Raw genomic sequence first — 13,372 nt, 5'->3', positions numbered from 1 at the left:
CTATCAAACTATTTGGAGGGGTATCGGTTCAGATAGAGGTAAAATGTAAGGCTTAATTTCTACACAATGGAACACATTAAATTGAGTATTGACAAATCTCTTGACTTTGTTAGCAAGGAAGAGATTTTTAAGTTTGAAGAAAGCAGTAAGAAACACCTTATTTCCCTTCACGAAGGAACCGGAAAAGGAAATGATTTTGTTGGCTGGGTTGATCTGCCTTCAAGAATTACTGAAGCAGAATTAAATGACATTGAAGCTACTGCAAAATCATTAAAAGATAAAGTTGAAGTATTGGTAGTTGTAGGTATTGGTGGTTCATACCTTGGTGCAAAAGCTGTTAATGATGCACTTGCTCACAGTTTTGATCACTTAAATTCCGGCGACGAAAATCCTTTGGTACTTTATGCTGGTCAGAACATTAGTGAAGATTACTTATACGAATTAACTGATATTTTAAAAAACATCGAATTTGGTATTTGTGTTATTTCAAAATCAGGAACAACAACTGAACCTGCTATCGCTTTCCGTTTGTTGAAAGAAATGTTGGAAGAGCAAGTTGGGAAAGAAGAAGCCCGTGAAAGAATTGTTGCCATTACCGATGAATCGAAAGGTGCTTTAAGAACTCTTGCGGATCAGGAAGGTTATAAAACATTTGTAATTCCTGATAATGTTGGTGGACGTTACTCAGTATTAACTCCTGTTGGATTGTTGCCAATTGCAGTTGCTGGTCATGATATTAAAGCCTTGGTAAACGGAGCAAAATCAATGCAAGATTATTCGGTTGCAGCAGCATTCGAAGAAAACCCGGCATTGCTTTATGCTGCTACAAGAAATGCTTTATACCAAAAAGGAAAAGGCATCGAAATTCTTGCCAATTACAACCCTAAGCTTCACAATGTTGCTGAATGGTGGAAACAACTTTACGGCGAAAGTGAAGGAAAAGAAAACAAAGGTATTTTCCCTGCAAGCGTTGATTTCACTAGCGATCTTCACTCAATGGGACAGTATATTCAGGAAGGACAGAGAAATATTTTCGAAACTGTAATTTCTGTTGCCAAGCCAAATCACACGGTATATATTCCTGAAGATAAAGACAACTTGGACAAGTTAAATTATCTTGCTGGAAAACGTGTTGATGAAGTAAATAAAATGGCTGAGTTGGGAACTCAATTGGCACATGTTGATGGTGGTGTTCCTAACCTTAAAATTGAAATGCCTCAACTAAATGAATTCTATTTGGGTGAGTTACTTTATTTCTTCGAAATTGCTTGTGGTGTTAGTGGATACATCTTGGATGTAAATCCATTCGATCAACCAGGTGTTGAAGCATACAAAAGCAATATGTTTGCATTACTTGAGAAACCAGGTTTTGAAGAAGAGTCTGCAAAAATCAAAGAAAGATTATAAGATCTGACTTGACGATATTAAAAAAGACTGGGATTAGTTCCGGTCTTTTTTTGTATCGTAAATTTCCACATCTTCTATTACCCTCCTATTGTCTAAATAAATTCTGGCCTTTTTACCAGTAAACTGTCCCAGAAAAAATGCACTCACCATTATTGGATAGGTATACAACTCAAAGCCTAATCCAAACAAATGACGAAACAAAACAACAAAGGGAATTGGAGCATGAATGGCAACAAACCACATCACCGAAAACTTTTTAAATCCCTGGCGAACATAGCCAAATGGCAAATTCAGTACATAAGTTGCCATTGCTGCCAATATTAAATTTAGTTCCATATAAACGAATATATCAATAATTATTGGCAAAGCACAAGCTACTTAAATAAATCATTAAATTTTAGATACATTTGTTGCCCATATTCAAGACATAATGACTTACAAATCAAAAATCAAAGGTATCGCTCTTGCACTAGTTGCAACCATTAGCTTTTCAAATGTTTATTTGTTTAGTAAAATGGCCATGAAAGATGTTGATTTGGCTTCTTTTGGAATACTTTGGTTTGGTTTAGCTTTGATTTACAATCTGCTTTACAACCGATTTTTCACGCAAGGACAGAGTCTAAGTAGTTTAACGAAAAAATCAAAAAGAATTCTTCTCCTAATTGGCCTATCAGAGTTCATCTCAATAACAGCATTTTTTCTATCGATAAAGCTTACCGAAAATCCTGCTATTGTATCTTTTCTTGCCAACACCAGTCCAATTTTTGTAATTCTTATTGGTTTTTTATTCTATCAAATCAGATATGGATTTACTTCTATTCTTGGCGTAATTATTACATTATCCGGTGTTTTTTTAATGAACACCAATAAGTCAGATTTCGAATGGCAAATTTTGTTAACTCCTGCTAGTATTAGTGCCTTGGTATTTGCCCTATTTTATGGTGTAAGTCTTGTTCTGGCAAGATCAGAAATTAAAAATATTCCAACAACAACGATAACTGTTTGCCGAAACTTATTTCTGTTTGTTGGATTCGCAAGCTACCTAATTGCAAAACAAGAATTACCAACCTATAGTCTTCAGGCTGTTTTCTATATCACAACAGGTTCATTTTTTGGCCCTTTTTTAGGAATACTTCTAACATTTGCCTCTTTAAAATATGTGGATGCATCCATAACAACTTTAATTGGCACATCGAGAAGTATTTTTATTGTTGCCGGTGCCTTTCTTTTAATGGGAATACTTCCCAATGTGAATCAGCTGTTAGGTGGTTGCTTAACCATCCTGGGAATTTTAACCATTACCATGGCCGATATCATTTCTAAAAAGAAATAATTATACCAACACCTTTCTTACTTGCGCAAACAGCTCTTCCTTAGTAAAAGGTTTTGTAAGATATCCATCACAACCTGCGCTCATACATTTTTCCTCTTGCTCTTTAAAAATATACGTACTCTGGGCAATTATCTTTGTTTCTATTTCCGATTTTTTAATTTCATCCAAACATATCAAACTATCTCTGCCTGGAATATCTAAATCCATAATTAATAAATCGGGCGATAATTGTCTCAGTTTATCAAGCATTTCAGTACTATTTTCAGCAAATATTACCTCTACATCCTGATCATCAAACAATTTCTTTACATACAAAAACGAATTGTAGTCATTCTCAGCAACCAGTACTTTTTTGGATTCCATCCTCTCTTTAGCATTATTCAAATCATCAGTTCCATTTGAAAGTTTAGATCTATCAACCGGAATAGTAAAATAAAAAGTACTTCCTACTCCTACCTCTGATTCAAATCGGATTGTTCCACCAAGTAGTTCTACCAAGCCTTTACAGATACTAAGGCCTAAACCTGTACCATCAATAAAGTGCTCCTCATCTCCTTGTCTAAATCTTTCAAATATTACTTCATGCCTATCCTCAGGAATTCCTATTCCATCATCCTTTACACACACCTCAACAAATGCCTGATCATTTAATTCTATTACATTACAACCTAGTTCCACTCTTCCAGAATCAGAAAACTTAATGGAATTTTCAATCAAATTATCCAAAACCTGTTGAATCCTTGTACTATCAGAATGCAATTCCAGACCTTCAAGCTCTGGGCTTGACTTGATTACCAATTCTAAATTCGGTTTGTTTTTAATTAATTCCCGATTTTTATGAATTTCCAAACTTTCTTTCATCAATGAGAACAAATAAAAATCAGAATTCTTGAGTGTAATTTGACTCATTTCTAATTTGGAAAGATCAACAATATCATCAATAATCTGAACCAATCGATTCCCTGACTGCTGAATGATATTGACATATTGCATGCGCTCAACTTCTTCAATTTCCGAATCAATTAAAAGTTCTGAGAATCCCATAATTGCATTCATAGGGGTTCGAATTTCATGACTCATATTGGCCAGGAATATCGATTTCAACTTATCTGATTCTTCAGCTTGCTCTTTGGCTTTTCTAAGTTCTTCTTCGGTCTTTTTTATTTCAGATATATCTCTTGAAACCCCCAAAACTCCAGTGATATTACCATTGGAATCATACATTGGGGTTTTTATTGTTTCGGTAAGAATCTCTTTATCTGATTTAACCGATTTGGCCCAATTTACAAATCGAATTGTATTAGCAGATTGTATTACTTCCATATCCTTTTTAGAATAAAAATCAGCTAACTCATCGTTTTTATAAATCACAAAATCAGACTTCCCGATTAACTCTTCCTTGCTGACACCAAGAAATTCAGCAAAATTATTGTTACAAGCTAAATAATTTCCATCTGTATTCTTCAACCAAATCATTTCCGGAACCGTCTCCAAAATTGTTTCCAACCTGGCCCTTTCATTATCTATTTGTTGTAAAACGTTATTTCTTGAAGTAATATCTCTTAAAATTGCCCAATACCCAACAATTTCTTCCTGTTCATCTTTCATCAAATGAACCCTTAATTCAACAGGTACCGTCGATCCATCTTTCTTTATACACTCCTTCTCATAAACTTGAGAACTGCCACTTATTAAAACTTCATTCTTTATTATATTTTCATCGATTTGAATCCACTTGTCAGGAGTAATATTTTTAAAATTTGTCTCTAATAAATCTTTTTCTGAATATCCTAATACATCTTGTAAAGCTTGGTTACATTCAAGTATATTATATTCTATATCCATTACAAGATAAGCATCAGACATACTTCCATATAGTCTTGAATATTTTTCCTCGGTTGATGATAATATGGTCCTATTATTAACATTTTGTATTTGATGCTGTATAAACAAGCCCAACAGCATATTTACAATTGGATAAATTGTTAAAAGAGGCAGGACAAGATACGAAAGCGTTGAATAAATTTTTTCAGAAGGAAGAAGCAAAGTACAAAACAACATTGCGATGTGCACAACCAAGCCCATTAGCAATAATTCTACCCATTTTAGTTGGTTCCCTACACGTGTTAATAGTTCTCTCCATATAATCCCTATCGTTGCCGAACTAATTATTACAGCTATCCCCATTGTTACTCCATCTCCTCCCATAAAGAATCTATACAGGCCTGTAATAAGTACTGCTATAGCTGTTGGTATCACACCAAAAAACAACCCCGATATTGAAAGAATAATGGATCTGGTATCGAATACAATTCCTGAAGTCCCCTTCCATGATGTCATCATTAGAATGATACCAATTACCCCTATAATACCACCAAAAATCAGTTGACGATACAGAGGCTTAAATTTAGTTTCATTCACCCACACATACTCACAAAAAATACTAAAACTTAATAATATAGCTGCATTTTGTACGAGTCCAAGAAGAATAGAGTCATTCATACGTAAGATTTCAAATAGTAGTTTAGGTAATAGCTTTTATTGCTGATACTTTAGGGCAGCAATAGCTCTTATACTCCTATTTCTTTAAAAAGGTTATCATCAGCAAAACTATTTTATAGCATATTTTATTAACGATCTGAGTCAATCATTATAATCACAAATAAAAGAAGAGGAGCAGATAAAATCTACTCCTCTTTCATCACCTTTAATCAATTATATAATCACTCAACAGTTTCTTGAATTAAATTATGATCCTTTACAAACTGGTTGATAATGTGTGACATTTTTGGATAACCAATTTCTTCTAAATCATAGTAAACACGAGTATTTGGCTTCTTGATATTAATAATTCTATTCAAATCTATAGGTGTACCAATAATAACCGTGTCACAATCGCTAGCATTAATGGTAGCTTCAAGATCTTTTAATTGCTGATCTGAATATCCCATAGCCGGCAAAATATTGCCAATTTCCGGATAGATTTCGTAAGTCTCTTTTAATTTACCTACAAGATATGGTCGTGCATCAATTTCCTCTGCAGCTCCAAACTTACGTGCTGCAATTGTCCCAGCTCCAATCTTCATCTCTCCATGAGTTAAAGTTGGTCCATCTTCAACAATTAAAACACGTTTTCCACGAATCATTTCAGGATCATCTACACTTATAGGAGATGCTCCGTCAACAACCTGTGCTTTAGGATTTGCATAGGCAATACTTTCACGTACTTCCTGAATTCCTTCAGGTGCAGCAGAGTCCATCTTATTTATTACCACTACATCAGCCATTCTTAAATTAACCTCACCCGGATAATAGCTTAATTCAGCTCCAGGGCGATGTGGGTCGGCAACGGTAATTGTCATATCTGGCTTATAGAATGCGAAATCATTATTTCCACCATCCCAAAGAATTACATCACATCCATCAGGATCTTCTTCGGCAGCGCGCACAATTGCTTCATAATCTACACCTGCATAAATTACATTACCTCTTGTAACATGTGGCTCATATTCTTCCATTTCCTCAACAGTACATTTGTGTTTTTTTAAGTCTTCGACTGTTGCAAAACGTTGTACCTTTTGAGCTACCAAATCGCCATAAGGCATTGGGTGACGAATGGCAATTACTTTTAATCCTTTTGCCATTAACTCTTCAATAACTTTACGTGATGTTTGAGATTTACCGCAACCTGTACGAGTTGCAACAACCGCAATAACCGGCTTATAGCTTTTAATCATTGTATCTCCAGGACCTAATAATTTAAAGTTCGATCCTGCTGCATTAACAATTGCACTTACGTTCATTACAGTCTTATACGATACATCCGAATAAGAGAAAACGCAGTCATCAATACAATGTTCCTTTATTAATTTAGGCAGATCTTCTTCTGCATAAATAGGAATTCCATCTGGATACAAAGAACCTGCCAACTCCGCAGGGTATTTTCTTCCATCAATATCAGGAATTTGAGCTGCCGTAAAAGCAACAACATTGTACTCTGAATTGTCTCTGAAATAGGTGTTGAAGTTGTGAAAATCACGACCCGCAGCACCAACAATAATGACATTTTTTTTAGCCATAATTTCTCCTTCTTTATTTAAAATTTCACATTAAGTTTATGAGTTTATAAAATTATTACTTTAAAGGAATTATGCTAATTTTAACACACTTTAATTGCTTATTTTCTGCGTGTTGCTTAACACGATATAAAAACTTGACATTGATGCAAATTAAACGTAACTTATTTGGTTAATCTTTTGTTCAAACAATTATAACTCAAGTTATTCATTCACCTAGTTTGCTTTTTTGTATTTTTGCTTCATGAATTTTTTAGCGCATTTGTATTTATCTGGTGATTCGGAAAAGGTGAGAGTTGGAAACTTTATCGGCGATTATGTCAAAGGAAGAAAGTATGAAAAGTATCATCCAGATATCCAAAAAGGGATAATATTACATAGAAATATTGATCATTTCACAGACAAACACCCATTGGTACTTGCAAGCTCACAAATACTAAAGGAAGGTTATGGCAGATACTCTGGTGTAGTTGTTGACTTGATTTTTGATCATTTCCTGGCCAAGTTCTGGCAAAATTATCACTTATTACCCATTAAAGATTTTGTAACAAGCTCCCACGAAACATTGGTAAAAAACTACCTTTTGCTACCTAAAAAAGTAAAAATGTTTCTTCCTTTCCTAATTCAGAGCAGAAGATTAGAAAGCTATGCTAATATCGATGGTTTGCAAACAGCCCTTGATATCATGGCCAGAAGAACCAGTTTGCCTGATAATTCAACTTATGCAATTAAGGCATTGGAAGAAAACTATGTAGATTTTGAAAATAAATTCAAACTATTTATAGAAGACATATTAAAATATGTTCAAAATGAACATCATATTAACGTAGCAACTCCAAACGGTTGGCATCCAAACGAAGGAAAATAAACAGCAGAATGGTAAAAGACCATAGAGATGAACCTCCATAGCTGAAAAATGGCAATGGAATACCGATTACTGGCGCTAAACCAATGGTCATTCCAACGTTAATTGCCAAGTGAAAAAATAAAATACAGGCTACTCCATATCCGTATACACGACTAAATGCTGATCGCTGACGCTCTGCTAAAAATAATAAGCGTAAAATAAGCGTAAGCAATAAAAGCAATACAAAGCTTGAACCCAAAAATCCCCATTCTTCGCCAACGGTACAAAAGATAAAATCGGTACTTTGTTCAGGAACGAACTTAAATTTTGTTTGTGTACCATTTAAAAACCCTTTACCAGAAAAACCTCCTGACCCAATAGCAATCTTGGATTGTGCTACATTGTATCCTGCTCCATAAGGATCTGATTCAATACCTAAAAGCTCATTAATCCTGGTACGCTGGTGTACCTCTAAGATATTTTCAAAGATATATCCCACCGAAAAAGTATAGAAGATGCTCCCAAAAACAATGAATATAGCCCATGCAACACTTTTCAACTTGTTTTTATAGGTATGTACCAAAAAAGGTACAGCACATATTCCTAAAGAAATTACTAAAATAAGGTAATTGGAAACATCTACTTTCAATCCTTTTGCAACTAACCACACCAAAGCAAAACCTACTCCTAACATCGTTATTGCCTTTACAAAAGCTGACCATTTTAAACCATATGCTTTTGAAACTATAAGACTTGTGCAAACTATTATTAAAAGTACCGTGAATTTGGGCCATAACAAGGTAAATACAAATAATAAGGCTGCTATAAATGCTAAAAACAATACAATCCCTGATAATCCCTCTCTATACAAAACCAACAAGAAAACAGAATAAACCAATGCAGATCCTGCATCACCTTGCAGTACAATTAATGCCATTGGTGTAAACAAAATCAATCCAGAAATAAAGAGCGATTTTATCTTGTGAATTTTGAAATTATACTGCGTGACGTATCTTGAAATAGCCAAACAAGTGGCAAACTTTGCAAACTCAGCTGGTTGAAAACGAATTGGGCCCAATTCGAACCATGATTTTGCTCCTTTAATATCTCGTCCGAGCACCAAAACAGCAACGAGAAGTATCAGCATAAAAATATAGGTGGGATAAGCAAAAGCGGAATAAAACTTACTCTCCACAATAAGAATTACAATTGCCAATACTGCAGCAGCACCAATCCACATCAATTGCTTCCCATACCTTTGACTTATATCAAAAATACTTTGGTGTTCCTCGTTATATACAGCTGCGTAAATATTAATCCATCCCAAAAAAACAAGCAAAGCATACAATAAAATTGTCCACCAATCTAAATTCTTTATCAAGCTCACTCTTCTGGTCATATCTATTTTTTGTGATTTTTCAATTGTTAATTTCTACTTTTCTTCTGATTGATTAATTAAATCGGCTTCAATCATTCTTTTTTCTATCCACCTTTTACCATCTGAAATTTCTCCTCGAATGTATTTTTCAATCATCAAACCTGCAATTGGAGCTCCATATCGTGAACCCCATACTCCATTTTCGACATAAACCAAAATGGCAATTTTTGGATTTTCACGTGGTGCAAAAGCAACAAATACTGAATGATCTTTTACATGGGCATTTTGCACAGTTCCTGTTTTACCACATACACGAATACCGGGTACTGCAGCTAAACCTCCTGTACTGCCAGCTCCTCCCGTCACAACCATCTCCATACCATCAATTACTGAAGAAAAATAAGAAGAATCAATACTTGTTTCATGCTTGGTAGTAAATTTTTCATCAATACCCTTTTCTTTACCTATTGTTTTAACAATATGGGGGGTATAATAATGACCTCTATTGGCAATTGCAGCACACATATTAGCCATCTGTAAAGGAGTAATCAATAGCTCTCCTTGACCAATTGAAATGGAAATCATATTAAGAGCGCGTAAATTTTTTCTCCTATACTTCTTTAGATAATATTTTAAAGTTGGTATTCCACCTCTCAATTCATTGGGTAAATCTGTTCCCAAACGCTCTCCTAATCCAAAAGACATTACATGATTTCTCCAAACATCGTAACCATTATTTACAGAACCAAATTTTGGAGATTCTACAATATAACGGAAGGTATTTGCATAATAAGCATTGCATGAATGCATTATTGAACTTCTTAAATCCAAAGGAGAAACATGAGCATGACATCCCATAGTAAATGATCCAACATGATAACCACTATGGCATTCAAATCGGGTAAATGGATTTATTACCTTTTCTTGCAATCCAATTAAAGCATTGACCATTTTGAAAATTGAGCCTGGTGGGTATTGAGCCATCAATGTTCTATCAAACAAAGGTTTTAAACTATCGTTTTGCACCAATGCCCGGTAGTTTTTACTCATAACTCTACCAACCAACATCTCAGGATCATAACCAGGACTAGATATTTTAGCCAGAATTTCTCCTGTTGATGGTTCTAAGGCAACGATACCACCTTTTTTATTCTGCATTAGAAGTTCGCCATACTCCTGCAAATTAATATCTAAAGTAGATACCAAATCTTTACCTGAAATGGGTTGCTTATCAAATTTACCATCTCGATAAGAGCCTTTTATTCTGTTGTAAACATCAACCCAATAGATCTTTTTACCTTTCTCTCCACGCAAGTCCTTCTCGTAGGTCAATTCTATTCCACTTTTACCTATATAGTCTCCTTGACTGTAGTAAGAATCTGCTTTTATTTCCTTATTATTTACTTCATTAAGATATCCCAATGCATGTGCCGCGCTTTGTCTTGGATACTTACGCAATGTACGTGGTTGCACAAAGAACCCAGGGAATTTATAAAGTTTTTCCTGCAATACGGCATACTTTTCGGATGATAGCTGCTTCAAAAAAACTGATGCCCTACGATAGGAGTAGTTCTTGGCCTTTTTTAACCTTTGAATGGCATCTAATTTCTCTATTCCAAGAAGAGTACAAAAATCGAGAGTGTCGAAAACTTTTACTTGCCTGGGAATAATCATCACATCATAAACTGCCTGATTATAAACAAGAAGTTCTCCATTTCGATCATAAATTAATCCTCGAGCAGGATATTGGGTTACTTGACGTTGAGAATTGTTTTCTGCCGATAACTTATAAGAATCATCTACAATTTGCAGATTGAAAAGTTTGATCATAAAAATGATAACAACCAAAACAAAGATTCCTCCTATTACATATATTCTATTCGAGAAATTATTCATTTGCTATAAGATTGATCTATTTTTTAAACATCAAAAATTGCGAGGTAATTATTAAGGTTAACGTGAAAAATGTACTAAAAATTATTCGCATAACGGTTTCACTAAAATTGGCGAATGAAAATGCCTCAACAACAAACAAGAAACTATGATGAGCCACAATTAAGCTTAATGCATATTTAAAGAACCATGCAAAACCAAAATGTGCTATTCCCGGATAAGTCCCCACTTCATAACCATCACGAAGCGATAAATAATTCAATACATAAGGTCGAACATAAGCCATAAAAACACAAGCTGAAGCATGCATCCCTACTGTACCACTGAAAACATCAATGCTTAGTCCCAGAATAAAAGAAAGTAACAACAGCAACCAATTGGGTATTTCGAATGGCAACAACAAGATAAATAGAATATACATGTAAGGATTCACAAATCCACTTACCTGTATGTTGTTTAAAATTGCAACTTGAATTAATACAAGAACAACAAATCGAATGGTATTTTTTAAGATGATGTTCATTCCGTTGCTTCCTCCTCTAATTTTAATCGCTCCTCTTTCATTAAATCACCCACCACTTTCACGTATGACAAACTTTTAAAATCATTCGAAAGTAAAACTTTGATATTCTGAAAATTACTACCTGAAGAGGTCATAACTTCATCAACCACTCCCAACTGAAGTCCTTCAGGAAAAATAGCTGAATAGCCACTCGTTACAATGGTATCACCTTTGGCTATTTTTACATGAAATGGGATATCTTTAAGCATGGCCTTTCGATAATCAACGCCATCCCAAATTAATGATCCATGATAATTATTCCCTTTCAACTTTGCCGAAATCCTCAATCGATCATTCAATACAGAAATAACCGAAGCAAAGTTATCAGAAACACTTTTTACAACACCAACTACACCATTATCGGTTACAACCGCCATTTCACGCTCAATTCCGTGAATTTTACCTTTATTAAGGGTTATGTAATTCAATTGTTTATTAACAGAGTTGTTAATAATTTTTGCCGTGCGATAAATGTACTGCTGCTTGTAAATTGTATCTAAAAAAATGAAAGAAGAATCGGTCGTTAATTTATAGGATGAGTGTAAAAGATTTCGCAACCTTACATTTTCACGATTCAACTCCTCATTGGTTTTGGCTAAAGAAAGGTAGTCAGTAACGGAGGATACTTTTTGATAGATTCCTCCGCTAATGGCATTACTTGAATTCAGGAATTCTGATTTTTGATAGTTGTTATAATTGACTAACAACAGCAAGCAAAATATTTCGAATACAATAAATAAAATCGTAAAATGAAATCGTACGATAAAGTGCAACAGATTCTTCATTCGAAAATCAATTCCTGAGTATAAAATATGATTTCGCTCCTGATTATCTTCTCAGGAACGAAAATTTATCAACATTTTTAAGGGCAATTCCAGTTCCACGCGCAACAGCTCTCAATGGATCTTCCGCTATGTGAAATGGAATATTAATCTTATCGGTTAATCTCTTATCAAGACCACGCAACAAAGCTCCACCTCCAGCTAAATAGATACCTCTGTTTACTATATCGGCATACAATTCTGGCGGCGTTTGCTCCAAAGCACTTAAAATTGCAATTTCAATTTTTGAGATTGATTTCTCTAGGCAGTGAGCAATCTCTTGATATGAAACTGGCACTTCAATTGGCAATGCTGTCATTTGATTTGGTCCCTGAACACGAAAATCAGCTGGTGGATCTTCGAGCTCCGACAAAGCAGAACCTACATGAATTTTAATTTCTTCAGCTGTTCTTTCACCAATTTTAATATTGTGCTGATGACGCATGTATTCTTGAATATCTACAGTCAAATCATCACCTGCAATACGAATTGATTTGTTGGTAACGATACCTCCCAGAGAAATAACTGCAATTTCGGTTGTACCACCACCTATATCCACTACCATATTTCCTTCCGGAGCTTCAACATCAATTCCAATACCTATAGCTGCGGCCATTGGCTCATAAATCATATAAACATCTCTACCTCCAGCGTGTTCCGATGAATCACGTACCGCACGCATCTCCACCTCGGTACTACCAGATGGAATACAAACTACAATTCTTAACGAAGGAGGAAACAATCGAGGTTTTTTGTTTATCATCTTGATCATCCCTCGAATCATCTGCTCTGCCGCATTAAAGTCGGCAATAACACCATCCCTTAATGGACGAATGGTTTTCAGATCTTCGTGTGTTTTTCCTTGCATCTGGCGAGCTTTCTCACCAATCGCAACCATTTTTTCGGTGCGGCGATCGAGAGCTACAATCGAAGGTTCGTCAACAACAATTTTATCATTGCAAATAATAATCGTGTTAGCGGTCCCCAAATCAATAGCAATCTCCTGAGTTAAAAATGAAAATAATCCCATATGGTAGCTATATCTCTGTTATCTT

11 protein-coding genes are annotated in these 13,372 nt (G+C 34.9%); 3 read left to right on the top strand and 8 right to left on the bottom strand.

Annotated features, from left to right (window positions below; all coding sequences use genetic code 11):
• Positions 1-66: 66 nt before the first annotated feature.
• Positions 67-1,407: a glucose-6-phosphate isomerase gene (locus NQ163_RS00340; RefSeq protein WP_268188334.1), complete on the top strand. Its 1,341-nt coding sequence runs from the start codon at positions 67-69 to the stop codon at positions 1,405-1,407.
• A 33-nt stretch (positions 1,408-1,440) separates the two neighbouring features.
• On the opposite strand, the gene NQ163_RS00335 is transcribed toward NQ163_RS00340, so the two are convergent.
• Positions 1,441-1,743, bottom strand: coding sequence for a hypothetical protein (locus NQ163_RS00335; protein ID WP_268188332.1), 303 nt, complete (start codon positions 1,741-1,743; stop codon positions 1,441-1,443).
• Positions 1,744-1,837: 94 nt separating this feature from the next.
• On the opposite strand from NQ163_RS00335, the gene NQ163_RS00330 reads away from it, so the two are divergent.
• Positions 1,838-2,740, top strand: a complete 903-nt coding sequence (locus tag NQ163_RS00330; protein WP_268188331.1) for a DMT family transporter — start codon at positions 1,838-1,840, stop codon at positions 2,738-2,740.
• Here NQ163_RS00330 and NQ163_RS00325 read toward each other — a convergent pair whose 3' ends face one another.
• Both NQ163_RS00325 and NQ163_RS00320 read right to left on the bottom strand, forming a co-directional pair.
• Entirely contained in the window at positions 2,741-5,242 is a 2,502-nt protein-coding gene (locus tag NQ163_RS00325) for a PAS domain S-box protein (protein WP_268188329.1), read from the bottom strand.
• 221 nt (positions 5,243-5,463) lie between these two features.
• On the bottom strand, positions 5,464-6,819 hold the full coding sequence (locus NQ163_RS00320; protein ID WP_268188328.1) for a cyclic 2,3-diphosphoglycerate synthase: 1,356 nt from the start codon (positions 6,817-6,819) through the stop codon (positions 5,464-5,466).
• A 241-nt stretch (positions 6,820-7,060) separates the two neighbouring features.
• Here NQ163_RS00320 and NQ163_RS00315 point away from each other — a divergent pair, with 241 nt between their 5' ends.
• A complete protein-coding gene (locus NQ163_RS00315) occupies positions 7,061-7,684 on the top strand; it encodes an acyl carrier protein phosphodiesterase (protein WP_268188327.1) in 624 nt (207 codons plus the stop codon).
• Here the strand turns inward: NQ163_RS00315 and rodA are convergent.
• Genes rodA through NQ163_RS00290 form a run of 5 tightly spaced genes read right to left on the bottom strand, consistent with a single transcriptional unit; the run spans position 7,638 to position 13,347 of the window.
• Positions 7,638-9,062: a rod shape-determining protein RodA gene (gene rodA, locus NQ163_RS00310; protein ID WP_268188325.1), complete on the bottom strand. Its 1,425-nt coding sequence runs from the start codon at positions 9,060-9,062 to the stop codon at positions 7,638-7,640. The genes NQ163_RS00315 and rodA overlap by 47 nt on opposite strands.
• Positions 9,063-9,095: 33 nt before the next feature.
• Positions 9,096-10,937 (bottom strand): penicillin-binding protein 2, encoded by a 1,842-nt coding sequence (gene mrdA, locus NQ163_RS00305; protein WP_268188324.1) that lies wholly within the window; start codon positions 10,935-10,937, stop codon positions 9,096-9,098.
• 16 nt (positions 10,938-10,953) lie between these two features.
• Positions 10,954-11,457, bottom strand: coding sequence for a rod shape-determining protein MreD (locus NQ163_RS00300; protein ID WP_268188323.1), 504 nt, complete (start codon positions 11,455-11,457; stop codon positions 10,954-10,956).
• Positions 11,454-12,281 carry a rod shape-determining protein MreC gene (gene mreC, locus NQ163_RS00295; RefSeq protein WP_268188322.1) on the bottom strand — a complete coding sequence of 276 codons (828 nt, stop codon included), beginning with the start codon at positions 12,279-12,281 and terminating at the stop codon, positions 11,454-11,456. The genes NQ163_RS00300 and mreC overlap by 4 nt, the downstream gene beginning before the upstream one ends.
• Positions 12,282-12,324: 43 nt before the next feature.
• A complete protein-coding gene (locus tag NQ163_RS00290; RefSeq protein ID WP_110361167.1) occupies positions 12,325-13,347 on the bottom strand; it encodes a rod shape-determining protein in 1,023 nt (340 codons plus the stop codon).
• Positions 13,348-13,372 lie beyond the last annotated feature (25 nt).

Origin of the sequence: Marinifilum sp. D737, from assembly GCF_026672275.1 — a bacterium.
Classification (GTDB): domain Bacteria; phylum Bacteroidota; class Bacteroidia; order Bacteroidales; family Marinifilaceae; genus Marinifilum.
This window is presented reverse-complemented; position numbering and strand designations above follow the sequence as displayed.

Excerpts from the sequence above, each read along its gene's own strand:
- NQ163_RS00330 (WP_268188331.1), top strand. The coding sequence starts at position 1,838 with ATGACTTACAAATCAAAAATCAAAGGTATCGCTCTTGCACTAGTTGCA.
- NQ163_RS00335 (WP_268188332.1), bottom strand. The coding sequence starts at position 1,743 with ATGGAACTAAATTTAATATTGGCAGCAATGGCAACTTATGTACTGAAT.
- NQ163_RS00290 (WP_110361167.1), bottom strand. The coding sequence starts at position 13,347 with ATGGGATTATTTTCATTTTTAACTCAGGAGATTGCTATTGATTTGGGG.
- NQ163_RS00340 (WP_268188334.1), top strand. The coding sequence starts at position 67 with ATGGAACACATTAAATTGAGTATTGACAAATCTCTTGACTTTGTTAGC.
- mreC (WP_268188322.1), bottom strand. The coding sequence starts at position 12,281 with ATGAAGAATCTGTTGCACTTTATCGTACGATTTCATTTTACGATTTTA.
- NQ163_RS00320 (WP_268188328.1), bottom strand. The coding sequence starts at position 6,819 with ATGGCTAAAAAAAATGTCATTATTGTTGGTGCTGCGGGTCGTGATTTT.
- mrdA (WP_268188324.1), bottom strand. The coding sequence starts at position 10,937 with ATGAATAATTTCTCGAATAGAATATATGTAATAGGAGGAATCTTTGTT.
- NQ163_RS00315 (WP_268188327.1), top strand. The coding sequence starts at position 7,061 with ATGAATTTTTTAGCGCATTTGTATTTATCTGGTGATTCGGAAAAGGTG.
- rodA (WP_268188325.1), bottom strand. The coding sequence starts at position 9,062 with ATGACCAGAAGAGTGAGCTTGATAAAGAATTTAGATTGGTGGACAATT.
- NQ163_RS00300 (WP_268188323.1), bottom strand. The coding sequence starts at position 11,457 with ATGAACATCATCTTAAAAAATACCATTCGATTTGTTGTTCTTGTATTA.
- NQ163_RS00325 (WP_268188329.1), bottom strand. The coding sequence starts at position 5,242 with ATGAATGACTCTATTCTTCTTGGACTCGTACAAAATGCAGCTATATTA.